Origin of the sequence: Bradyrhizobium sp. STM 3562, assembly GCF_045571435.1 — a bacterium.
GTDB lineage: Bacteria > Pseudomonadota > Alphaproteobacteria > Rhizobiales > Xanthobacteraceae > Bradyrhizobium.
Window position 1 is genome coordinate 6,111,657 of record NZ_CP120694.1, and the last position, 23,872, is coordinate 6,135,528.

General features: G+C 59.1%; 15 protein-coding genes. 8 read left to right on the plus strand and 7 right to left on the minus strand.

The features are described 5' to 3' along the window. Window positions 1-53: 53 nt before the first annotated feature. Window positions 54-257 carry a DUF6894 family protein gene (locus P6U23_RS28340; RefSeq protein WP_407175708.1) on the plus strand — a complete coding sequence of 68 codons (204 nt, stop codon included), beginning with the start codon at window positions 54-56 and terminating at the stop codon, window positions 255-257. Window positions 258-1,905: 1,648 nt separating this feature from the next. After that, entirely contained in the window at window positions 1,906-2,673 is a 768-nt protein-coding gene (locus tag P6U23_RS28345; protein ID WP_407175709.1) for a Crp/Fnr family transcriptional regulator, read from the plus strand. A gap of 784 nt (window positions 2,674-3,457) precedes the next feature. Here P6U23_RS28345 and P6U23_RS28350 read toward each other — a convergent pair. Continuing rightward, a complete protein-coding gene (locus P6U23_RS28350) occupies window positions 3,458-5,554 on the minus strand; it encodes a prolyl oligopeptidase family serine peptidase (RefSeq protein ID WP_407175710.1) in 2,097 nt (698 codons plus the stop codon). A 1,445-nt stretch (window positions 5,555-6,999) separates the two neighbouring features. Here P6U23_RS28350 and P6U23_RS28355 point away from each other — a divergent pair. Then, entirely contained in the window at window positions 7,000-8,583 is a 1,584-nt protein-coding gene (locus tag P6U23_RS28355) for a carbohydrate porin (RefSeq protein ID WP_407175711.1), read from the plus strand. Between the two features lie 258 nt (window positions 8,584-8,841). Continuing rightward, entirely contained in the window at window positions 8,842-9,279 is a 438-nt protein-coding gene (locus tag P6U23_RS28360) for a hypothetical protein (protein ID WP_074279456.1), read from the plus strand. Here the strand turns inward: P6U23_RS28360 and tnpC are convergent, their stop codons facing one another. The 3 genes from tnpC to P6U23_RS28375 are packed head-to-tail and all read right to left on the minus strand — an operon-like array spanning window position 9,280 to window position 11,617. Further along, the gene (tnpC, locus tag P6U23_RS28365; protein ID WP_407175712.1) at window positions 9,280-10,905 is read right to left on the minus strand and encodes an IS66 family transposase; all 1,626 of its coding nucleotides are present in this window, start codon (window positions 10,903-10,905) and stop codon (window positions 9,280-9,282) included. It abuts the gene before it with no gap. Window positions 10,906-10,958: 53 nt separating this feature from the next. After that, on the minus strand, window positions 10,959-11,309 hold the full coding sequence (gene tnpB / locus P6U23_RS28370) for an IS66 family insertion sequence element accessory protein TnpB (protein ID WP_407175594.1): 351 nt from the start codon (window positions 11,307-11,309) through the stop codon (window positions 10,959-10,961). Beyond that, entirely contained in the window at window positions 11,306-11,617 is a 312-nt protein-coding gene (locus tag P6U23_RS28375) for a transposase (RefSeq protein ID WP_407181434.1), read from the minus strand. Before P6U23_RS28375 ends, tnpB begins: the two co-directional genes overlap by 4 nt. Window positions 11,618-12,418: 801 nt before the next feature. On the opposite strand from P6U23_RS28375, the gene P6U23_RS28380 reads away from it, so the two are divergent. Continuing rightward, window positions 12,419-12,679, plus strand: a complete 261-nt coding sequence (locus P6U23_RS28380; protein ID WP_407181787.1) for a hypothetical protein — start codon at window positions 12,419-12,421, stop codon at window positions 12,677-12,679. 243 nt (window positions 12,680-12,922) lie between these two features. Here the strand turns inward: P6U23_RS28380 and P6U23_RS28385 are convergent, their stop codons facing one another. Further along, window positions 12,923-13,114, minus strand: a complete 192-nt coding sequence (locus tag P6U23_RS28385) for a hypothetical protein (protein WP_407175713.1) — start codon at window positions 13,112-13,114, stop codon at window positions 12,923-12,925. Between the two features lie 305 nt (window positions 13,115-13,419). Then, complete coding sequence (locus P6U23_RS28390; RefSeq protein ID WP_407175714.1) at window positions 13,420-14,538, minus strand: branched-chain amino acid ABC transporter substrate-binding protein; 1,119 nt, start codon at window positions 14,536-14,538, stop codon at window positions 13,420-13,422. Between the two features lie 494 nt (window positions 14,539-15,032). Between P6U23_RS28390 and P6U23_RS28395 the strand changes: the two genes are divergently transcribed. Next, entirely contained in the window at window positions 15,033-15,554 is a 522-nt protein-coding gene (locus P6U23_RS28395; protein ID WP_407175715.1) for a MarR family winged helix-turn-helix transcriptional regulator, read from the plus strand. Between the two features lie 1,631 nt (window positions 15,555-17,185). On the opposite strand, the gene P6U23_RS28400 is transcribed toward P6U23_RS28395, so the two are convergent. Then, a complete protein-coding gene (locus tag P6U23_RS28400; RefSeq protein ID WP_407175716.1) occupies window positions 17,186-19,423 on the minus strand; it encodes a hypothetical protein in 2,238 nt (745 codons plus the stop codon). A 977-nt stretch (window positions 19,424-20,400) separates the two neighbouring features. Between P6U23_RS28400 and P6U23_RS28405 the strand changes: the two genes are divergently transcribed. Together P6U23_RS28405 and P6U23_RS28410 are read left to right on the plus strand one after the other, a co-directional pair. Next, window positions 20,401-21,360 carry a hypothetical protein gene (locus P6U23_RS28405; protein WP_407175717.1) on the plus strand — a complete coding sequence of 320 codons (960 nt, stop codon included), beginning with the start codon at window positions 20,401-20,403 and terminating at the stop codon, window positions 21,358-21,360. A gap of 1,176 nt (window positions 21,361-22,536) precedes the next feature. Then, entirely contained in the window at window positions 22,537-23,862 is a 1,326-nt protein-coding gene (locus tag P6U23_RS28410; RefSeq protein WP_407175718.1) for an MFS transporter, read from the plus strand. Window positions 23,863-23,872 lie beyond the last annotated feature (10 nt).

The window sequence follows — 23,872 nt, forward strand, 5'->3', positions numbered from 1 at the left end:
CAATTTTAGAAGGACCCCTCGTCCTCCTAGCGCGCAATGAGGCGGGCAATCGAATGGCTCGTTTCTACTTCAATCTTCAAGGAACCGTGAATGTCGATGACCCCATCGGGTTGTCGTTCGAAAACGAACTGCAAGCCTTCCGTGCGGCACAAACTCTAGCGAAGGATCTAGCGATTAGCCGACCTGCGCTGCGGGGCACCACCTGCGTAGTCGTTACCCGCACCGATCGGGGCGAGGCCTACTACATTAGCGTGTGATCAGCTTTCGAATTTAAGCGGACTCGGGACTGTGGTCGCAATAAGACCGCCAGTGTTCACGAGGCGCGTGCGAGGCCGACGGCCTCCGGCGTCCTCGTCTGGACGAGCTTTCCAAGGCAGTCTAGCGTCTCCGCATAGACCGGTGCATTAATCACGTGCGAGCCCTCCGCCCCACGGGAGCCGCTCCGGCACGAGCTTGCATGAAGCCAGACGATACGACGCAAAGCAAGAGCAGTTCTAGAAACGCGGCACGTTCGCCTCCTCCTCATAGCTAGAAGTGAAAACCTGGATGAAGGGCAGCGTCTAGTGCCCTGACCAGCGGGTCAGGACCATAGACTAATGCGCGTCGACGCTCTCAAGGCATGCATGGACATCAGCCCAGAGCATTCGGATGCGCCAGTCGCAGCCGAAGCTGCATGTAACGCGATGCTTTGCAAGCCAATGATTGATTGGCTACACAGCAGTTTACCGCCATCCTGATCTTCTTTAAAGCAAAGGACGGCGCATTCACGCGGCAATCCAGCTTGTCCGCGCGTTTCTGCATGGGTTTTCGCCGAGCCGGCATCGAGTCCAGCCGCGTGAGCATCCGGCCACATGGAGTACCGACCGAGAGGAGCACTCGGTATGCGCTTCTTAAGCCTGCTCCTACCTGTGAATACGCCATCTCGAAATCGACATCGGCACGCTCAAGCCAGATCGCCCCGGAAACACGCCACGGTCACTCTGAGCGGAGTGAGACAGGTCCAGCCCCCGCATCTACTTGCAGCAGGTGGGGCAGTGCTACGTTCACGAACGATTTGATGTCCGTGTCGGTCTAACTATAGGGCTAGTCGTCGTTTGGGAGTAACGAAATCTCGACAACTCGCCAATCCCTCTCGCGGCCGGACTCCGCGACATCCGCGCGCAACCGGTTGCTCGCCCCCCAAGTCGCCGATGCAAGGGGGGCGACCTTTTGAAGGTGACATGCTCTGTCAAGCGCAGGGCGCGCTTTGGACGGCCAGAGGCGCGTGATCTGGCCCCATCGGCCGCCGACGGACGTTGATAGTAGCTCCTTTCGCCAGGCAGCGAGGAGAGCGAAAATTCAGATCGGAAATCGAAATACCGAAGACGGTTGATCCGCGACTGGTGTTCGTGCCGCAAATAAAAGCTCGCGGGGGACCGCAGCTCGTTTGCATCTCGAAATCGAGATCCAAGAGTTAAAAACAAAAAACTCCTTCTGGTGAAGAGACTCATCAAATCCACTTTCGGGACCCGGTTGTTAGATGACTATCAAATCCGTCGCGAAAAGCGCCATGGCGTCCCAAGAAGCGATCTGTTTCGAACCAGAGGGGCCTCTGCCGATGTCAGACGTTCGATACCAGTCCCGTACCCCGTGCCGCGAAAAGTATGGCTTTTTGGCTTGTGACCCGCGAGACGGAAGTTGCTAATCACTCTTCTCCAAGGCAGAATTAGAAGGCTGCGACGATGTTGATCGAAGCCGAGACAGTCTTGATCATGACGTGCGACGCGAGTTCGCGCTCGAGACTGTAATGTCCCGTCTATTTTATTAAAGGTTTTTCCGGGTGCTTAAATCATCTGATTTTTTCTCCGGCCATATTCCAGATTTTATGAGTAGCTGGTCAATTCATTTTCAAGGGGAGCAGATTCATTGGCTGCTCGTTTACGAAAAGGGACGGCAACCCTGGGCCAGACTGGCGCTGGGAATCGACTTCTGGCGGCATTGCCGCCGGCCGATTTCGGCTTGCTCGCCGCACACTTTCAGAAGATCTCTTTCGAGCCCGAAGCCGTTTTGGTGCGCTCGGATGATGAACTCGACCAGGTTTATTTTCCCCACAGCGGCGCCATCGCCTTCATGCTCGATATGCCAGACGGGCAAACGGTCGCAACCACGCTGGTCGGGCGGGAAGGCGCTTTGGCCTCGCTATCCGTACTCGGGCCTTCACTTTCGTCCGTTACCGCGGTTGCTCGCATGGCCGGCACGGCATCGCTAATTTCCGCCGCGAAATTCCGGGTTGCCTATGCGCGAAGTGCAGCCATCAGGAACATCGTGCAGGTCCACACCCGCTCGCTTTTGTTACAGCTCCAGCACGTAGCCGCCTGCAACGCGCTCCATACGGTGGATGCCCGCATGGCGCGGTGGCTACTGCAGCTGCACGACCGTGTTTCGGAGGACCTCCTTCCGGTCACGCAAGAGGCGCTATCCCAATTGCTCGGAGTGCGGCGAACAACAGTGACGTTGACGATGAGCAAGCTTCGCGCAGCGGGCGCCATCCGCTCCGATCGGCGCGGCTTCATCGAAATCGACCGGGCGGGCCTCGAGAGCATCACATGCGATTGCTATACGCTAATGCAGCGCAGGATCGATCGCATGTACGATCAGGAATTGTCGGCTCCGCAACCTGCGCTTGCGCCATAGCCGGGAGATGCTCCGTAGCGGCGGCCGAGCAAGAATGCAGGCGTATTCGGATCGCCTATCAAGATTCGCAAATGCGCGGCAGCTTCATCTGACGCACCGTGCGGCTGGTACGCGTATCTTTTGGCTATGGCCATCACGGACCACGGCACGCCCGCATCGGCGATGCTCACATACAACAGGACTACAAGTGCAAAGCCGCTGACAACCATTGCCGGTTTGATGATGCCGAAATGCGAGCCCATCGGTGAGGGAAAGAGCAATCGGATAGGCTCCCTCTGAGGAAAGGAGCTCGCGTTCGATTGCTTAAACCGGCGCCTGACCGGCCGGGCCGTGCCAGGAACTGCCACGACGCTGGCCAATTTAGTATGCTTCAAGAAGTCCGCAACTTCTGAAATCCGCCTGGTCGGCGACAAGGCTCTCGCGGCGTTCAATGGCCCAATAATTGACGTGATCGCGCCAACGAAGACTTGCTGACCCCCAATGGGAAGCGACCGCGAATGTCGATATCGAGCCGTTCGGAGAGCAGGACCGCCGAGAAGGAGCCGCGCGTCTTAATTGTCTCGACATCTCTGTCTTTCCGCGACATGGCAAAGCTTTACCCGCCCGCCGATTCTAGCGTACCAAAAACACTGGCCTCGCACGCACGCAATCTCGCATAGAGCGTACGCGACCTGTCGACGTCCAGTAAGTTGCGTAGTTGCGTGGGCCCCCTTCTCCGGCTGATATCCCTGAAATGCCGTCCAACAACCACGCTGGAGTTGTGGGATCACAAGGCCCGGAGCGCCTAAGCCTCGCCATCCAGCCAGCCGATCTTGCTCTTGAGGAACCGAAAGCCCAGCACCTCCAAGCCGGCGTGCTCTCTGTTATCCCGGCCGTATCCATGGCCGCCCGCCGCCTGCTCGTAGAAATAGGCCTCGTAACCCATCGCCTGGAGCTTTGCGGCCATCTTGCGCGCGTGTCCAGGATGAACACGATCGTCCCGCCGGGTCGTGGCGATCAGGATCGGCGGGTAATTTTGGCCCAGCTTGGCGGCGTGATAGGCCGAATAGGTCTTGAGCCACTCCCAGTCGCTAGGCTTATCAGGGTCCCCAAATTCTGCAATCCAGCTTGCTCCTGCCAGAAGCTTGCTGTACCGGCGCATGTCGATCAGCGGGACCGTGCAGAAGAGCGCGCCAAAGTGATCCGGATAGCGCGTCAGCATATTGGTGATGAGGATGCCGCCATTGGATCCGCCCTCGGCCGCGATCCGCTTCGGCTTCGTTACTCCGCGACGCACGAGATCGGCGGCAACGGCCGCGAAGTCGTCGTGCGACAGTTTCTTACCGGCGAGCCGGCCGGCGTCGTGCCAGCGCGTGCCGAACTCGCCACCGCCCCGTAAATTCGCCTGCACTGCGGTCCCGCCACGCTCCAGCCAGAGCTTGCCAAGCGCTGAATCGTAGTACGGCCTTAGCGAAATCCCAAAGCCGCCGTAGCCGCTCATATAGACGGGCGCATCGCCTGTTACGCGGGCCGGACCGGTCTGCACATAGGGAATGCGCTCGCCATCAATCGAAATGGCCTCGTGTTGGGTGACCACGAGCCCATCCGCGGTAAACATCTTCGGCGCCTGCTTGAGCACAGTCGGACTGGCGACGTTATTCTCGATCAGCATAAGCGAGGCTGGCGTGAGCGGATCCTGGCTACTGACGAGCAGGTCGCCATTTCCTTCGGATGGATCGCGATCAAGGGGCCAGACGTTGATCACGCCGATCGCGGGGAGCCCGCGCAGTTGCTCGCGGGTCCACCCTTGATCTGATGGCGTACAGATCTCGAAGAACGGCCGCAGCTCGTTGAGAATGGAAAGCACAAGCTTGCCTGCACTCCAAAAGAATCCCTGCAACGCACGGCGCGGGCCTGGTTCGAAGAGAACCTCGAACTGACGGTTGCCTCCAAGGAAAGCCGCGAGCGAGATGACGAGCAGCGTATCCGCGGCGTAGGTCCGCCCCGCCACAGACCAGGATTCGCGCGGCTTGATGGCAAGCCAGTCGCGATAGAGGAGCATCCAGATATTGCTTGGCAGACCGATCTTAGTCGTGGCACCGGATTCATCGCCAAGCCAACTGTTAAAGTTGAAAAAGTCCACTTCATCCACAAACCACATCCGCGGCGGCGTGACAGTGTGGTCGACATAGCACTGGACTCCCATATGGTCGGCTTCAGCCTCAAAGATCACCGGCGCCTGATCCGCCGGTGTTCCGCGCCGCCACAGCCTCACCGTGCGCGCATAGCCGGAGGTCGTGGCCATGCCCTCCCCGTGAGAGCTCGATAGCACCAGTGTATCGGGATCGAGCCATTCAACGCGGCTTTTAGCTTCCGGCAAGAGGAAGCCATCACGGACAAACGTCTTCGCGTCAGTATCGAACTCGCGCAACGTGACGGCGTCGCTGCCGCCGCGCGATAGGCTCAAAATCGTCCGCCCGTAATTGCCGGCCAGTGGGGCAGTTGCGTTCAGAAGCCAATCTTCGCCTTCGCTGACGGCGAGCTGATCGATATCGAGCAGAACTTCCCATGATGGCTTCGGCCTGCGAAATTCTTCCAGAGTGGTTCGTCGCCAGAGGCCGCGTGGATTGCTCGCGTCCTTCCAGAGATTGTAGAGGTAGCCGCCGCTCCGGCTGACATGGGGGATATTATCCGGTCGATCGTAAATCGAGGTCAGCGCGTTGCGATCTCGCTCGAATGCCGCGCCGCCAAACGCCTGCAGCGTCGTGCGATTTTGCCCCTCGACAAATTCCAAAGCCCGCGCGCCTTCGATCTCTTCCAACCACAGGTAAGGATCGTCGTCCGGAGCGGAAAGCGTGGGCTTTTCGGCCCGCGACTTTGACGCCTCGCTTGCTTTGACCATGCTTCATTCCACTCCTGGCATTGACGCGCACGCCCGACATGGCATCCGATCGAAGCCCTTCATTTGTAAGTTGTTCATAATGAGGCGGTGAGCTTGGAGCCCTGCGCAGCATGAGATTCACGCTAAGGAAGTCAATGTTGTGCCGCAGCTACCACATTTGGTGTTGATGGGGCGCGCGCAGCCAGAGGCCACCCCTTGCAGCGAGGAAATCAGAAGCCGAAGCAAATTCAGGTCGAGGCCCCGCTACCAGGCGCGGTCACGCTCGCCCGCTCTGCCTGGCATGTCGATATCGGAGCGCTGCGACCGGCCGAACGCAATCTCGGCAGCCCCGACGAACGAAATCGACCACTGACGGTTACTGATCCCGTCTAGCTCGCACCGCAAGCGTCTCCTTTGGCGTCGGCCCTCAGCAGATGACGGCAGTTCTAAATCCTACTGTGATCCGGAGCTACGGGAGATTGCCAGCGCGAATCCCTTGGGGCCGGGGCGGTCTCGCACAGCTCGCTCGGTAGATCGTCCCACTCGGCACGACAAGCCGAGCCCGCGTCGAACATGAAATTGCCACCAGCGCCTTCGCCTCGATGGCGAGGATGTGCGTCGTCAGCGGATGCGTCAGAGCGCCCGCAAGTCAACTACCAACTTCGGCATTTGATGGAGCTGAGACAGACATGGCACTCAGTGTCAATGAACCGCGCGCGACGGCCACATCAAGGAAATATAAATGAAAGAAAGATCGAGCTAGCCCAACGGCCCTGACGAATGTGTCGCCCCCTCGCCTGCCGCTATCAAGTCTTCTCCACCCGGTATCTTCTCTTTTTTCCCGAACTCCATGATCGACTTTATGGCGCGATCCCCGAGCGCGCATGTTTCAACCGCCTCTTGGCTTCTAGCGGGTCAATCGCCTCGTCTCTCAGCCAGCGCGTGTGAACCAAGCGCCGGCCAACTGGCTGGCAAACGAAACCTTCCGTTCCAGCGACTGCCATCTTGTCGAAGACACGTCTTCTTCGACCAGGATCTTCGGCATCAGAAACTCCTCTCACCGTTACGGTCGAAAGAGACGGCTCGTTTGGAGCCAATGGCGAAAACATTACTGTGCGTCGATCGATTGCGACTATCTGGCCCGGCACCGAATACTAGTGCCCGCTCTCGCCGCCGAGACGGCGATGCTAAACCGCGTTGCAGTTGTCGATCTCGAGTCTCGGCACTACGTCGCGCTCGCCACATGCGATCCCGACCATTCCATGGCCTGCGGTACTCCCGCCAGCAACCAGCCTCGGGACGGCTAAGCCGGTCTCGTCGAGATAGCTGGTAACGCCAAGCACCACCGCGGCCTAGCTCAAACGCCCAATGCTGGTCAGCTCCGGGCCAATCGGCTCGGAGCGCAATCCATCAAACCCAACAATACAGAAGCGGAGCTCACTATGTGTGGTCGTGTTAGCTTGGTGATGTCGAACGAGATCTACTCGGGCGCGGCACCGGTTTTCGGGTTTCGACAACATACCAGCCAAAGAGGGCCTGCTATCGCACTCTCGCTGGCAGCGGCTCTCACCGGCAGCTCGGCATTCGCACAAGCAGCCAACGACCACTCGCTCAAGAGCGACACTTCGGATGCGGCTGCCAGGAGAACACTAGCAAAAGAGACGGATCCTGGCAGGACCGTGCGGCCCCGCCGGCTCAAAGCAGCAGCGCGTGACATCGGCAGCTCGGCACAAGCGCTACCTGCGATGCAGCCTAAGGTGAAGGGCCACCATTTGGATGAAGTTGCGAAAAGAACTCAAAAGAGGATCGACTCATTCGCAACATTTGAAAATCTCCGCGAAAAGGGCATGTGGCTCATCATACCCGGACCTGCCGACACTGTAGATCAGGATAAAGGAGGGATTAGATCCGCGCTGGCAGACGTCGGCATCGGTTATGTCGGCGGGACAGTGAACACCTTTATAGACAATCGACTGCCAAATGCAGCCAGAAGCACGATGCCAAATCAGTCATTCATGGGTCAGAATCCGACATTTGGTACCGTGAATTTCTTCATCGTGACCTACGATCTCAGCCGCTTTGGAATACCCGATGGTCAGATCACCGCAGGCGCCGAGCAACAATACTGGACGTGGAAACCAGGGGGGCCAGATAGAGTTGGCCTCAACACATTGGCCTACTACCAGACATTTTTCGACGGGAAAGTCGAACTCAAAACCGGTTATCTCAGAAATGTAAATGAGTTCGCTGGCACATTGGTCGGAGGGAATGCAGGAGCAAGCGTTTTAGCTCCCTCGTCGAATATCCTGTATCAAGCAGGGATGAGCAACAATGCCGCGCCTACGCCAGCTCTCAACCTGAAGTACAATTTTGATGATCACCTATATAACAAGTTCTCACTCCAGCGCTCAATCAGTCCCGACGGTCAGTATGCGCAACTAACCGAAAATCCCACCGGCTTGAACTGGAGCACGGGTCACACAGGCATTCTGTTCCTTGATGAAGCTGGGTATAAGAACAAAGCTGCTCCGGGCTTACCCGAGACCTGGTTGCGGGTCGGCGCCGGCTTCAACAACAGCAGCTACAAGAACTTGCAGGATCCGGCGCAACCGAGATCCGACGCAAACAGCATCTACTACGTGGCCGCGGACAGGCAGCTCTGGCAGTCTGATGCGGAGGTCTCGGCATATCGCGGCATCTATGGTGGGTTCTCCGTAATGTACGCTCCACCTGACGCGAATAGAGTTAGTCAATATTACGAGCTTCGCCTTTATGCGAAGGGACTGTTTGACAGCCGCCCCACCGATCAGATTGCGCTTGTGGCCACCGACGCCGTCTGGAGCAAGTTTGCAGTGGATGCAGCCTCGGCCAAAGGTGATCTCGTGCATCGGGAAAGTACCGCGATCTCGGGCACCTATACCGCGCATCTTGCACCCGGGATCTACGCGAGCGTAGGACTGACATACATCAACAAGCCGACGAGCGTTACACACACACGTGAAACCGGGCATGCTTTGAACTTTCTAGTATCTACGTCGGTGTTTTTCTAAGCGCTCAAGTCGCCTCGTGTGTTTGCAGACAGGATTCCAGAATCAGACAATTGATTTAAGGCTCGAGAATTCGAGATCAGCCCTTGAGTCGATCAGTGTTGAGCGACGCGCAAGTAGGAACGTGAGCGTCATGGGAGGATCGCCGTGTCCGGCCTTGACTAGCGCGGAATGCTCTGGATAGCGCAGTCAGGGTGATTGACGCTACCGTTGCGCGGTGATGGGGTGATCCCGGGTTGGAGCGGGCAACGGGGCATCAGAATGACCAGCGATTCTCAGCTGCGCGAGAAGCTTCGGAAGATCGAGGCGTTGTTCGTGGGTGCTGGAACTGCTGGTGAGCGCCTTGCGGCGGAAGCTGCGCTGCAGCGGGTGCGCGCCCGGGTCGAGGAGCTGGCGCGTCACGATCCGCCGATCGAGCAGCAATTCTCACTTCCTGACCAATGGTCGCGGCATCTGTTTCTGGCGCTTTGCCGCCGGTACGGGCTACGGCCGTTTCGTTACCACCGCCAGCGACGCAACACGGTGATGGTCCGCGCGTCGCGGGGCTTCGTCGACAAGATTCTGTTGCCGGAGTTCACCGAGCTGGAGAGGGCGCTGCAAGTCTATCTACACGAGGTGACGCTGCGCGTGATCCGCGAGGAAATCTATGACGACACCAGCGACGCGCAGGAAGTTCCAGATGCTCTGCCGTCGAACTGATCAGGCGGCGAGCTTTGTCTCCGAACCATCGCGCTCGGCCTTCCAATTCCACGGCAGCAGCGTGTGCAGCTGATTGATCTTTGTGCGTCCAGAGACGATGCGCTCAAGAACGTCGGTCAGATAGTGCCGTGGGTCGATATCTTGCAGCTTTGCCGAGTTGATGAGCGACGCGAGAATGGCCCATGTCTCGGCGCCGCCTTCGCTGCCCGCGAACAAATAGTTCTTCTTTCCAAGCCCTATCGGCTTGATGCTGCGCTCGACCGTATTGTTGTCTATTTCAATGCGTCCGTCATCGATGAAGCGCGTCAGGCCGTCCCAGTGGTTGAGGGTGTAGCGGATGGCTTTGCCCAGACCGGATTTCTTCGAGACTTCCAGCAGCCGCGCCTCGAGCCAGGGTTTGAAGTCCTCGATCAACGGCCTGGTATCGCTTTGCCGCACTGCAGCCCGATGCGCCGCCGGCAGACCGCGGATGCGATCCTCGATAGCGTAGAACATCGCGATCCGTTGCAGCGCTTCCGCGGCAATCGGCGACTTGGTCGCGACGTGAACGTCCCAGAACTTCCGCCGCGCATGCGCGAAGCAGAACGCCAGCTGCATCAGACGGCCGCCGCTCTTGATCAGGCCCTTGTAGGCGGCATAGCCATCGACCTGCAGGATGCCGTGGTAGTCCCCGAACAGCTGCTTGGCGCGGATCGCCTTGCGATCCTCGGCAAACACGTAGACCACCGCCGGCGGTGCCGGGCCGCCCCACGACCGGTCATCGATGGCGATTGCCCAGAACTGGCAGACTTTGGTCCTGCCACGGCCGGGATCGAGAACCGGCAGCGGCGTCTCATCGGCAAACAGCCGTGGATAGGACATCATCGTGTCGCGCAACAGCGCGTGAAGCGGCTTCAGCCACCAGGCAACGCGGCCCATCCACGAGGCCAGCGTCTGCCGGTCGAGCGTGATGCCTTGCGCGGCGAACATCTGTTCCTGCCGATACAGCGGCAGCTGGTAGCCGTATTTCATCACCGCGATGTGGGCCAGCAAGGCTTCCGTCACCATCCCGCCATCGATCGCCTGGGCCGGCGCGGGTGCCTGCAGCACACCCTGGCGGCATCCCCGGCAGCCGTACCGCGGACGCACAATGCGCTTGACCCGGTACTGCATCGGAATGACGTCGAAGGCTTCCTTGACGGTCTCCGCGATCTTGTGCAGCCGCTCGCCGCAGCAGGGGCAGATGTGGCTCTCGATATCGATCACGACATCGATGCGCGGCAAATGCTCCGGGAGCGTCCCCCGGTTGCGTCGCGCCGGTCGCTTTCCACGGCCCTCCGCTCCGGCAGGCAGCCTGCCTCCGGTCACGTCGTCGTTGGCGGCACGAGCCACCTGTGCCGTGATGGTGAAGAGAGACAGTTGTCCGGGATCCAGTGTCTCGGAGCGGGGACCGAAGATCGTGCGCTGGTACTGGGACAGGATCATCAGAAGCTTGTCGTTCTCCTGGACTGCAGCGTCGCGTTGGGCGATCGCCGCATCACGCTCGGCCGAAAGCGTGCTGCATTCCGCCGACAACGCCGCAAGCCGTGACGACAGCGTCGTCACGGTTTGTCGAAGCAATGCTGGATCGGAAGGCAAATCACTCATGCAGAGTGGTTCTACAACAGCTCCGCATGAGTGACGAACTACTTTGATACGGATCAACCAGCTCGTGCTGGCTGATCCACAACCCGCATCGGCACACGCTTCCAGTCTGAGCCATCGAGCAGCACCGAGAGCTGAGCATGAGATAGCGGCATGACGCCTTGCTTGATCGGCGGCCAGGTGAACTGCCCCTCGATTCTCTTGTAGTAAAGGACAAGGCCGCTTCCGTCCCAGGTCAGGATCTTCACGCGATCTCGGCGCTTGGAGCGGAAGATGTAAAGTCCGCCGTCGAACGGATCGGCTCCAAACGCCTCGCTCACCAGCATCGCAAGCGAGTCCATGCCGCGACGGAAATCGACCGGCTGTGTCGCGATCCAGATCGACAACCCGGGTCGCAGCCCGATCATCGGCCAACCGTCCCGACTGCCGCCAGCACCTCGCACAGCGCCCGCCGGTCGACCCTCCCCCTGACGCGGATGCGAACCGCGCCGACCTCGATCTCGATCGCCGCCTGCTCCTCGCACGACGGCAATTTGCCTCCGCAGCCGGTGATCGCGACCGGCACAAAGCCAGGTGGCACGGCTCCGTCCCCGCACGCCGCGACCTTCGCCCGCGTTGTCTGACGACGCCACAGAAACAACAGGCTTGGGCTGATGTCGTGTCGTCGTGCCACCGCGGACACGCTTGCACCCGGCGCAAAACTCTCCGCGACAATCGCCGCCTTCGCATCGGTCGACCAGCGCCGCGCCGGCCGGTCCCGGTGATGATCTCGACACGCTGCAGTGTGTCGGAGCCGTCCTCGAGGATAGGCGTATGCCTATCCTTATCGCCATCCTTACGACTATCCTTTGACATGGTGACCTCGTGACAAATCATTCCACGAGATCTTCCTAGCCGACCAGATCAGCCCTCAGCCCGTGGTCCCTGGATGACGCTCACGTAGGAACGGATTGCGCGGGGGTATCCGGCAAAGTCGGTGACCTCGGCAGCAGTGGGCGTGACAACCGGCTGGTTATCGAAATCCCTTCTTTGGATTGCCCGCGCGCTTCTGGTGCTGGCGTAGAAAGGCGTCAGGGACCGCGTCTTCAAGGCTTTTGCGACGACCCATTTCGAGTATGTCCTCCTCGACAGCACACTCGTCCGAAAGGGGGAACTCAAAAACAGACTATGGGCCACTGGCGCCGCGGCTTAAGGGCGAAAATCATGACCGCCGATCGACGCCCTCGGCAATCTCCTTCGCTCCGTCCTTTGGCCGACTCATCACGAGCGCATCGACGTCGAACCGCTGATCACGGATCCCAATTTTGCGCCGCTGATCGATGACAAGACCTTCGACAGCAACTAGCTCGCGCCTACCTCAACGAACGTGGTGCCGCCTTGGTCACCCGATTTGACCCCATGTCGCATAAGCGACCACTCGCCAAGCAACGTGGACCGAACGTCGAACTTGTCGAACCGCGCCCTGTTGCGGGCGGTCGTTAATGGGGGTACGCGCCAGCTTCAGGAGAGGTCCAAGATGCTGCCGTTGCTCAAGCAAAGCTCTCGCAGCGAGCTCAGCATCTCGCGCGCAACGAAATTGGCGGCCCTCGAGACTGTCAAACATGCGTTCCGCGGAAAAGAAACGGAAGCCCTGTTCGCTGCGGGTGACGATGCCAGCAGCCCGGTCACAGACTTCAATGATATAGGCATTGGGCATGATTGCTCGCTCACCGGCAAACCGGCGTTCCTGTCTGCTTTGCGATGTCCGGTCTTCCAACGAGAGGAATATCAGGATTAGGTGCGCGTGACTGCAGCGGCGCAGCGAGAACACATGCGGCTGCGCATGTTTCCCAAGTCGGTTGGCCTCTCGATCTCATCGATTAAGCCTCAGAGCAATGTTCGTTGTCCACTATCTGGATTGATAGCATTTTCAATGAAATGCTGTCCAAATTCTGGGCGATAGCGATGATAAAGTCAAAATGAGTGTGACTGCGCGTGCGAATCAACACAAGGCTACACGCAATCCGGCGCGTGGAATACCCTACTCTCGTTGATCCAAACAGCAGCTGAAACAAGCACCAAAGCCATAAACCTTGCCGTGTTTGGTCCAATAGAGCTCGCCCTGGTCCGGCAGGAGAGCGCCAAGACCGCCGCCACATACTCCATAGTCGACCTCGCGGCCGTCTCTTTTAAAGCATTGGCAGATGAAAGCAGGGCTTTGCGTCAGCTTCATCAATTAACCCCCTCGTGTTTGGAGCCTCCTGCAACAGATTGGTGCTTAAAGCAGCGCCTCCTGTGCACACCTCACCTGGTGAACTCGCCTTCCAACGTTGGCTTGCCTGAGCGTCTCGCGGTCTGCTGTATAGTCGGTTCGAAGATTGCCCGTGTGCAGCGCTTCCCGAAAGGCGGATCCACTCTTTCATGGTCTGGCCAAAATGGCCGCTACCTCATGAAGCACTTAATAGCCTCGCAAGCTCACAGGGATGTTTTTCGGCCCGACTTTGGCGCGGCGCGTTCGTTCTGTGGGGGCTTCAAACGTCAGGATCCCTTCGGGTTCACCTCGGCGTAGCCACCCTTGTCGTCCCACTTGTAGACGACATAGTCGAGCTGCTTGATGTCGCCCTTGGAGTCATATTCCAGTTTGCCGATCACCGTGTCCCAGGAGCCGGCTTTGATGGTGTCCATCACCTTCTTTGGATCGGAGGTACCGGCCTTCGCCACGGCCTGCGTCCACACCTGGATGGCAGCATAGGTGTAGAGTGTATAACCTTCGGGATCGATGTTCTTCGCCTTGAACTTTTCAACGATCGCGGCCGCGCTTGGCTTCTTGCGCGGATCGGGTCCGAACGTGAACAGCGTGCCTGCGCCACCGGCGCCGGTGATCGAGGCATATTCCTTATCGGCAAGCGCATCGCCGGCCATTAGGATCGTCTTCAGACCCTGGTCGCGCATTTGGCGCAGGATCAGGCCGGCCTCCTGGTGATAGCCACCGACATACACGAGATCGATGTTCTCGGCCTTTAGCCGCGAGACAATCGCGTTAAAGTCCTTGTCGCCTTTGGTGTAGGACTCATAGAGCCTTTCGGTAATGCCTGCCTTGTTGAGCGCCTTCTTGGTCTCATCCGCCAGACCCTTGCCATAGGTGGTCTTATCATTGAGGATCGCGATGTTCTTGCCGTTGAAATTCTTGGCGATGTAGTCGCCGGCAACCGCGCCCTGCTGGTCATCGCGACCGCAGACGCGAGCGACATTCCATAGGCCTCGCTCCGTGAAGGTCGGATTGGTGGAGGCCGGCGTGATCTCCAAGACGTTATTCTCGGCATAAGCCTCGGAGGCCGGGATCGAAGAAGACGAGCAATAGTGACCTGCCACAAATGGGATCCTCATGCCACCGATCTTCTCCGCGACCGAGCGCGCCTGCTTGGGATCGCAGGCATCGTCCTCGACGTCGAGCGCGAGCCTCCTTCCCAGTACGCCGCCGGCAGCATTGATTTGCTCAATGGCCATATCGGCCCCATTCTTCATCTGACGGCCGAAGGCGGATTCGGTGCCAGTCATCGGCCCGGCCACGGCGATGGTGATGTCTTCAGCGAATGCAGTGTTGGAGAGTGCAATTAACGTGCTAACGGCCAGGCCGATAAATCTCATTGAGCTCATGACGTCCTCCAGAGTAATTGTTTTCGGCTTGCCCTCGCCGCCTCAAGCCCAGGCATTTTGTTTCGATCGCGAATTCGAAGCGTTGATCAACAAGATGCGGGTTGTCGCTTTTGACCAGGATTCTGCCTGGGCTCTAGCCTCAGCCCTGATTGGTGTCAGGCCTTACAGATAGCGCGCATCGAAGAGCTCGGACCAAGCGACCGAGGCTTGCGATGTCTCCGTCTTACTTCGTAGAGCACTGTTAGATTCCATAGGGCTGCGCCGCCTCACGAGAGCGAGGCACAACTTGGCAGATCAAGATTAGCTCAATTAAGAAGGCATTAAAGGGATAGGTCTGTCCGTTTCGTACAAAATGGGCCGGCAAACCCCTCATCTGCATTGGAACATCTCGCTTTGGTCCGAAACGTACCAACCGTTCGGTCTACCAATTCGCAGCATTGTCCGGATTTTGGATTTGCGGTAAGGAGCAACGGTTTGAGTATTCAACCTGAAATATGATGCCGCTGGATTTGACTATTCCTAAAGCACCATTTGGCAGCAGCGCTCCTGCAAGCAATGATGACGCGGTCTGGCGCTTCATGTGGGAGATCAGATCCGTCAATCTGTTCCTGGAAGAACTCTGCCGATTACGGGCGGATGCATTGGGCATTACTGCACCACAGTGGATGATCTTGATCGCGCTGGCAGACTTGGACCGGGGGAGCGGGGTTCCGGTCAATGCCGTATCCAAGCTGATGAAGGTCGATTCCTCGTTCGTCACGACCCAATCAAAGCTGCTGGAGAAAAAGGGCTTGCTTCGGCGCAAGCCCTCTACGAGCGATGCCCGCATCGTGGAAATGTCTCTCACGGATAGAACCTACAAGCATCTGGCGGGCCTCTCATCACAACAGGAGGCAATCGACAAATTGGTCTTTGGTGAATTCGGCGTTCGCGGACTGAGTGAGTTCGCCAGCAAGTTGGCGGGCGTCCGACAGCGCCTCGAGAAAGCTCGTTTGAAGATCGCTCTGGATTTGTGAGCACCAAACGCACGATCGCCAGGAATGACCGAACTCCAGTTGGGCATTTCGATGGCGGGACTGCAGGCCGAAGCACACAGCACATTTAAGACATTTAAGCTATCGGGGAGACAGGGACTGATGCCATGTCTGATCGACTCCCATTTTTCGAGGTTTTCATAAAGCAGCGCCGGCGAAGGTGGTCGTGGTCGGTCTGCACGAAAGAAGGTACGTTGGTAATGACCGGCTCAAGAACTAGCCGGTCAGCGGCCAGCTATGATGCCAATAGAGCGCTGTTCCTCTTGTTGCTCAGTGCCCCATATCGTTCGCGACCGTCGCGTCGAGACGTCGATCAAGAGCCTCGGGCTCACCGGCCACTTCCGCCCAAGCTTTAGACCGCTGCTTAGGGAACGGTGCGCTCACCGGCGCGAAAAACCGCCTCGACGCAGGTGCAGCGGACTTTCGCGCCAGCTGGTTGCGACTGACAGGATCCGCCAACCACAGAAGCGCGCCTTTGTCCCCGCTCTCGAAGTACGCGTCGCTTCGATCCGCGTACGGCTCGCCGGCATAGTAATCAAGGAAAGCGCCGAAATGGTGCAAGTAGCGCTCCGGCTCGGGATATAACCACCTCAGCAGCGGACACATTGTAAAAGCGGTTGTCAGAATTAGCGATGACTCTCGACCGATCTTCAGGCGTGACAATCTTGATCGTTTCATTCTCTCTTGTTGCTGACGGCATAGTCACTCTTCTCTCGACGTTGTCCGATAGCTTCTATGGCGCGACAATCAGGATGAGACGAGATCTCACCTTGATCGCCGCGGCCCAGCTTCGGTCAGGATGCCGGCGAAGCCGCAGTGGAAACGCGTGGAAGCTTCGGACCAAGCGAATCTCCAAAGGCTTGCGATTCCACCAACCTGCAACTCTTGGCTCGACCTTACTGACACCTAGCGTGCAGGATTGGGGCACTCGGCGCAGCGGTCAACGCGTGCTTTCGGGAATGCCATGTCACGTTCGCAGCCGCCTTGGCGGACTGTAGGCATGGCCCCGTCCGCTTTCGGACCGAAGACGCCAGCAGGCGAACGGACCCGACCGTTGCCGCCGTCTAGCTGATGGTCACCAGCGTATCTGGAGGATCACGCATTCTTAGTCGATCGAAGCCTTCGAATCCGACAACAAGGACGTTGCCGTTCGCTACCTGTCGGGCAACACTGAGGCGCCAAAAAGAGCTTCAAGGGTTAGCCGAGTAGCCACCGTTATTGGCGATCAGGTCTTCGGCCAAGGAACACCGCCCTTTTGACTTGGAGCAGCACGAAGAAACGTTGCGCCGTCTGCTCCTCTCCCGTTTCGAAACCATTGTTGCTTCAGCCCATCCATCTGGAGGCCACGCCCTGCTCCACGTCATCGAGTGAAGCCGTCACCCCCAGCGCGCTCCGCCTGTCGAACTCAAGGGGCCCAGCTTTTCGACCGAGCAGCCGATCTCCGCACGCTGATCGATTGATTGATCTTCTTGCGGGAGCACTCCTGATCACATTCTCTTAAGGAGTTGGTCCCTCCGACACGCAGGTGCGGCTCGGCGTCCCGTAGGTTCGGATTCGGACGTCTGAGTGATGCTCTCACCACAGCGGCGCTCTGCCGCAAGACAACCAGCTAACTACATCCCGAGGCGAGAAAAGTGCATCGACGCGTGCTCCGCCTCGAGAAGAGGGTACCGCGCGTTGCCGCCAGCGGTGCTCAACAAGGATCTACAGAATGCTGGCGTGAGCTTGCCGCGGTGGATCACGACGTTTTCGTGGCCCGCCGCAGCTCGTGCGCTCTGCCAGTGCCGATTGTAGCCGCGCTGTTCATTGGACTTCACATGACAAGCGGCGAAATCGGCGTCACCCAGCATCGCCAACTGCCACGCATGTACCGGCCGCTTCGTGTGGATATGCACCCACATCGGATTCGGCGTCGCACCACTGCGCAGTGCCCTGGGCTGCAGCTTGATCTCGAACAGCGTTCCCGGATCGCTGCTCAACGCGCGCGGTGCATCTGGAACCTCCAACTCCCCGTCCGCCCGCAACTCTTCAAGGTACTTCTGCGAGGGAAAGCCGTAGGTCTTCATGCAATCGGCCAGCATCCCGGCTTTTCGCGCCTTCACTGCGTTTGCCTGTCCCTGCACTTCGGACAACATGGTCTCGAGCCGGACTATTTTGTCGTGCACTTCGGGCACTTGCGCAGCCGTGAGCAGGCCACCTCGACGAGGCTCCTCGAGCGCGGCGACACAGGCCTTAATCTCCGCGGCCTGCGTCTGCAGGCGCTCGACGACGATATTTAGGACGTGCTCGGCGTCCTCGGGTTTCATCTGGCGCGCTTGCGAGACGGCCCTTTGCTGAGCCGGCAGATCGAACTGCAGCAGCTTGTCCAATCGCTCGAGTGATCCCGCCAGTGCTCTCCTGGAGGACGGAGCCTGCCACATCTGGAGATGCTCGGTCGCAGAGGATGACGCCCTCGCGTGGGCCTCCTCCGCGGTGGCGAGTTTCTTCGTACCCAAATCCGAGAGTACGATGACCTTGGCTGGGCCCCTGCCAGCCTCAGCCCCGGCGAGCTGCGGCTCGGGTCTTCCAGCTGTCGAACTCCCCTCGCCTGCGGCCGCTGCGCGCCTACCTTTGCCCTTCCTGCGCGCTGCAGTGCCCTCGCCCACCGGGGCGGCATGCAGCGCAGCCCAAGCCGGCGGTTCAATCGTGGCTGCTATCTTTGGCTGCACTGCGAGCAGCCGCATGACGTCGTTCGCCGTAACCCACGCACCTTCAATGATCTGGTCCAGCAACTCCAAGGGAACGTCGGCTCCGGATCCCGCATCCCTCAGGCCGGCAACCATGCCGCTCACCCCTGATGCAAATTCCGAAAGCCGCTCCATGACTCCTTCCAGCACGGCGCGGTGCTCAGCATCGAGCGCCGCTCCTTTGCTCTTCAGAACGGCCTCGGACGTCGAGACGAATGCCGGGAAAATATCCTCGATGAAGGTCCCGAGCAGCCGCGCCCGCCCGTTCCCGTCCATAAGGGCGTCGCGCACGGCTGGTTCGAACGTGTCCGCTAGCGGCTCAATCAAAAGCTGCGCGTGAGCGACCTGCGATTGCAGATACATGCACTTCGTATAGAGCGCCCAACCGGTATGCAGTCGTAGTGTGGCCTCTTCGGCCTTCCGCATCTCGGGCTTGGTGCTTGGTAAGTTGGCGGTAGCCGCGCAGACGAACTGCGTCCGCTCCGAGCGCAATGCCTTCTTTCCCCACCACTCGGTGCAGGCCACATAGTGGTTCGCCACGCTTGCAACCACGCGGCGCAGCTGGTCAGGCGTAGCGGTGCCTCTGATCCTGCCGGGCAGAGCTGCTGCTTCTTTTCTCGTCTCCTCAAGGCCGTCGATAATCCGAAAGGCCACGACGTTACATTCCTCGGCCGCCTCCAGCGTCTCATCGCGGAGCCGGCGAGCCCGATCGTCGGGCAGAATGTGACGCGCCAATTCTGGGGGGCGATTCGCGTAGTACGCCAGAACTGCTGAGCCTGCCTTGACGACTTGATCGATCAGCTCTTGCGCTTCCGAAAAGTTCCGGGCGTGCGTGGCCGCGCTACGACAAGTATTAAGGTCCTCAAGCAGGCTGCGCAGTTTTCGCTTCGCAGCCTTGATCTCGTCTGGCGTTGGGGCTGCCACATCCGAACTTGGTGGCCGGCTCACGACCGGCGCCATTCCATCTTGAGACCCGGAGCGCATCCGCTCCACGAGGGAATCGAATGATTGCCTGGCTTCGCCGAGGACGGGGCTGGACTCCGGGCTCGAACCGCTCGATTCCCACGTGCTGTCGGGTCCTGCAGCCCCAACGTGCGATTTGCCATCTCGGCCAATGCCGGTCATATTCCATCTCCGAAAAGGTCGAGAATGCGCGGCCCGTCTGGATAGACCGATTGGCTGACGAGTAGCTGACGAAAGCGCCTTTTTCCCGGATGCGCCAGAACATCCAAATCACCTTGGGTTCCAATTTCTATGGAAGCTGCCGTGCTGCTGAAGACAGCAATGCGGTGATGACAGCGCCAGATGCGGGATAGTCAGCCTGCAGGGATGACGCCGGTCTGACGCTGCCTCGTCGTGACCGCGATGGATCTGGGCTGTGAGGCTGCGATAGTATCGAGGGCGACGGCGATCTTAAGATCCCGCCCCATGTCGGCTGCTTTGTTATTGGGACTTAGCAGGCCATCCCGAATAGCTGCCACCCACCTCGAGAATGCTCGCGTCCTGCAAAGATGCATCGTGGTGAGGCAAGGCCTTGCGGCGCATCTCGACTGTGAGGTCTTCAGCTGCCGCGCACGTCTTATTCTCTGGGGAGGAGCTGAGAGTCCGAAGAGTTTACGGATGCAGCGGTCATGCACTAATCCTGATCGGACGTGGGAATGTCCGAAGTCTGTGTAAGAGATTTCTGTAAAGGTAGATATTGGGTTTTGAGACATTGAAGCGTGGCATCGAGGGCATGTTCGACCGATGTGATCGCTTCCGGGAAGCCCTTTAGTCCCTCGACGGCGACAATCAGGATATCGTTGACGTCGCGCGCCCACAATAGGGAGAATAAAGTCGGCGACCAAACTGACGCGGCGAGAGCAAGAAGCCTTGCAAGGCAGATGATTCGGCCTCGTTTTATCAAGGCTGGCGGAGTGCCGGATCGTGCAGAACCAGTGCCCACCGTTGCTCCGCCCCTCAGCTTAGGTGACCGCTCGGCTCACCACAATCCGGCACCATCTTGAACGAAACAGTAAGATTCCTTCCTGGCCGTCAGCTTCTCGAAAGCTTCCTTAGCAAAATTGTAGACCAACAATCAGTACCCAAGTGGGAAGCAGCGAATGAATATCGATCCCCGCAATACCGCAGAAGCCACGATAGACTCTCGCGACCTCCCTGCGCAGCCGCACCCCGTCGGCGAGCAGCCGGACGAGCTGAGCGCACAGACCAGATCACTGGCACACCCGTCCGCGGAACAAGCACATTTTGAGCAGCAGCTCGATGCCTTACATCCAATCCACCGAACCTCGGATCCAGCTCCCGCGGCGGCAGATCGCGGAAGCGGCACATCTTCGGCTGCGCAGAACGGAAGCATACCGGAAAGCCAACGGTGCGCGGCCATATCGTTTGTGAGCGCGCGCGCCCAGCTTGCCGCAACGCTGACGGGTGCCACTCTTGAGGCGCTTAGAAACGAGATTGATCTGGCCGCGCAGCAATCAGCAAAGTGGTCACCCGCCACCGCGGTTGATCGGGATAGCATTTTCGATGCCGTGGCGGGGTCGTCATACGTCAAGCTGCATCGCTTTCAGAACCAGGACGCCGATTGCAAGCCGCGCGCCGAAAACAGCACCAGCGCAATATCGCATGTCCGTAGCACGGCACGTGATCACGCTGCCGTTGGAGATCCCCTGGAGCGATATCCCATGGACCGAGCGCGCCAGGCTGGGTGGCATATGCGCGGCAAGATAGACGCATCTCCTTTCGTGTCGCTGGTAGAAGACCCCTCAAAACTGGTCGTTTCGCGGGACCCCTGGGCAGGAGCGATCGCAAACAATGCGACCACGCTGCACACTTATATGATCCCGAAGTCCGCGGTCTGGACGCCCGACGACGTGTTGGGCAGTATTGGCCTGGGGATGAATGTCGAGGATCAGGACAACATCGATGCGGATGTGGATCTGATGTGCTCGCTGGGCAGAACGCCAACCCGAGAAACCGAGCGCTTGTTTCTGGGAGGCAATCTGAACGACTACCGGACGGCCAGCCAAGCGAATCCATACAAGCGTGAAGGTAATGAATAGATAGGCCGCCGCCGCACGCTGCGCCAAGTGCTTTCATGTTCAAGCACCAAGATACCTCCAATAACGAGGACGCTGGAGGATGCGCCATCGGCGCTCGGGGCACAAACAATGGCTCGATCAGCGGGTGAAACGCCGCATCAGCACAGGATCACACTTTCTCCGGACTTCTCAACACATTGAAGCGCTGGTCTGGCGGTGACCCGACCAGCGCCCCAAAATAACGCATACCGAAGGGACAAACCGTCAGGCAGTTGATCGAAGGAGACCCGCCCCGGCCGCGGCTGGAGAGCACCAGACCTCCGACGGACCATGCAGAGCGCAGTAGCCGACCCGCGCACCAGTGCATGATCAGCCGCTCTTCGGCTCCGTCTTCGCCAAAGCATCATTCATCGCCAGGTTCAACATTCTTCGATCGATCGAGCTGCTGCTGCCCATCGCTCGAAAGACATCTGCCCGTTCTGTCTCCTCTGGCCTAACCGCTTGCGATTCGCACGGTCTGCTATCTTTTGCGGTCACTGCTTTATGTCTGGCGCATCACGCTTGTCATTTTGCGACCCGCTCAGCCGCGGCTCGCCATGACCGGATATCGCCGCCTGATGCCTGCGGCACCGGCGCGATATCGGTCGTTTTGATGGTGCCACCAACAATGCGAGCTCCCAACACGTCCGATCGCATGAAGATCCTGCATTCTGCAGGGGACAATCCCGACAAGGCAGGCGGCTCCACGCAACTACCAAGCAGCGGAGCAAGAGCCGGGCCAATCGCCTGACGCTTCCGCACACGCGCAGCCAGTTGAACCGCACGCACGCGCAGCGGCCCTTCTGTGTCGAAGCAGGCGCCACCTGTTCGGCGCCCGCCAATGTTGTCGCAAACTCGCCATTGCACATGAGCAGAACGCGCGCCGGCGCCCGGCAACTGCCGCGGATTCTTTTGTTAATCTTTGCTGGCAACTACCGCGATCAGTTCAAGGCTTCAATGGGGCTGCAAGAGGCAGGCATTTTTATTGCACGCGTTGTCATGAGTTTCGTCGTGACATGCTTCAGTCCACATGTGGAACACTGGCGCGCGGGCCGGCCACATCAACATAGAAGGCGTGTTGGGCAAGTGGAATGCAGGGTGCGCGACCCGGCTGGTCGAAATATTCGGTCCAGGGATCGCGCTGCAGGCGGATCGAGGATGGCCAGGCAATTTACTCAGGAGAAGCTGGAGCCGGTTCTCGTCGCGGCAGACGAACGCTTGACCAGCCGCGCCGTATTGGGCGCAACGATCGGCAATATTCTCGAATTCTATGACTTCGGGACCTATAGCTTTTTCGCTATCCAGATCGGTCAGGCGTTTTTCCCGGCAGCCGACCCCTTCGCCAGCCTCATGCTGTCGCTCGCGACGTTTGGCGCGGGTTTTGTAACCAGACCGATCGGGGCCATCGTGCTCGGCTCGTACTCGGATTGGGTCGGGCGCCGGCCCGCGATGACCGCCAGCTTTGCGATGATGAGCGCAGCGATCCTTGTGTTGGCTATCACGCCTTCATACGAGACGATAGGAATAGCTGCTCCGTTACTGGCCATCTTCGCACGTTTGGTGCAGGGCTTCGCTCTCGGAGGTGAAGTCGGTCCGACTACGGCCTATTTGATGGAAGCGGCCCCGACCGAAGCCCGCGGCCTTGCTGTCTCGTTTCAGCCTGCCAGCCAACAGGTAGCTGCGACGGCCGGAGCGCTCGTTGGAGAAATACTCTCCCTCACCATGACAGGCGAAGCACTACATGCGTACGGATGGCGGATCGCTCTTTTGCTTGGTGCCGGTACGCTGCCGTTCGGACTTTGGTTGCGGAGCGCCCTGTCGGAAACGTTGCACCGCCCCGAAGGCGCGGCTCCCGTCGCCCAGCCTATGAGATCGCCTGCCGCTCGCCGCATCATGAGCTTGGGATTCGTTATTTTGGCCAGCTGCACCATTATCACCTATCTCACGGAATATATGACCACCTATGCGCTGAACACCCTGCAAGTTTCTGCGCCTCTCGCTTTTGCCGCCACGCTCATCAGCAATACGGTAGGAATTCCGGCCGCCCTGCTCGGCGGTTGGCTCGCGGATCTGGCCGGACGCCGGCACATCATGATATGGCCGCAGGTCACTGCGTTGCTGATGACCTATCCGGTGTTCTTGTGGATCGCAGAGAGCCGCAGTGCCCTCGCACTTCTTGCAGGCCTCGGCGCGCTCACTCTCATCGGAACGATTCCATATAGCGCCTTCTATGTGAGTATGGCCGAAGGTTTGCCCAAGAACATTCGCGGTGGCGCCTTCGCGACGATCTACGCCTTGGCGATAGCGATTTTCGGAGGCACAGCTCAACCTGTCGTCGCCTTGCTGACTCACGTTACAGGCAGCGCTCTGGCGCCCGCCTGGTACATGCTTGTCGCTAGTGCGGCCGGGCTCTGTGCTATGGTTATGATGCCCGAGACCGCACCCCCGACAATACAGAGCGCTGCGAAGGAGCGAAGGCCGTGACAGCGCTGGA

What these genes read in the sequence shown, in the direction of transcription:
- P6U23_RS28340 (WP_407175708.1), top strand. Translation starts at nt 54, where the DNA reads ATGGCTCGTTTCTACTTCAATCTTCAAGGAACCGTGAATGTCGATGAC.
- P6U23_RS28350 (WP_407175710.1), bottom strand. Translation starts at nt 5,554, where the DNA reads ATGGTCAAAGCAAGCGAGGCGTCAAAGTCGCGGGCCGAAAAGCCCACG.
- P6U23_RS28355 (WP_407175711.1), top strand. Translation starts at nt 7,000, where the DNA reads ATGTCGAACGAGATCTACTCGGGCGCGGCACCGGTTTTCGGGTTTCGA.
- P6U23_RS28360 (WP_074279456.1), top strand. Translation starts at nt 8,842, where the DNA reads ATGACCAGCGATTCTCAGCTGCGCGAGAAGCTTCGGAAGATCGAGGCG.
- tnpC (WP_407175712.1), bottom strand. Translation starts at nt 10,905, where the DNA reads ATGAGTGATTTGCCTTCCGATCCAGCATTGCTTCGACAAACCGTGACG.
- tnpB (WP_407175594.1), bottom strand. Translation starts at nt 11,309, where the DNA reads ATGATCGGGCTGCGACCCGGGTTGTCGATCTGGATCGCGACACAGCCG.
- P6U23_RS28380 (WP_407181787.1), top strand. Translation starts at nt 12,419, where the DNA reads ATGCTGCCGTTGCTCAAGCAAAGCTCTCGCAGCGAGCTCAGCATCTCG.
- P6U23_RS28385 (WP_407175713.1), bottom strand. Translation starts at nt 13,114, where the DNA reads ATGAAGCTGACGCAAAGCCCTGCTTTCATCTGCCAATGCTTTAAAAGA.
- P6U23_RS28390 (WP_407175714.1), bottom strand. Translation starts at nt 14,538, where the DNA reads ATGAGCTCAATGAGATTTATCGGCCTGGCCGTTAGCACGTTAATTGCA.
- P6U23_RS28395 (WP_407175715.1), top strand. Translation starts at nt 15,033, where the DNA reads ATGATGCCGCTGGATTTGACTATTCCTAAAGCACCATTTGGCAGCAGC.
- P6U23_RS28400 (WP_407175716.1), bottom strand. Translation starts at nt 19,423, where the DNA reads ATGACCGGCATTGGCCGAGATGGCAAATCGCACGTTGGGGCTGCAGGA.
- P6U23_RS28405 (WP_407175717.1), top strand. Translation starts at nt 20,401, where the DNA reads ATGAATATCGATCCCCGCAATACCGCAGAAGCCACGATAGACTCTCGC.
- P6U23_RS28410 (WP_407175718.1), top strand. Translation starts at nt 22,537, where the DNA reads ATGGCCAGGCAATTTACTCAGGAGAAGCTGGAGCCGGTTCTCGTCGCG.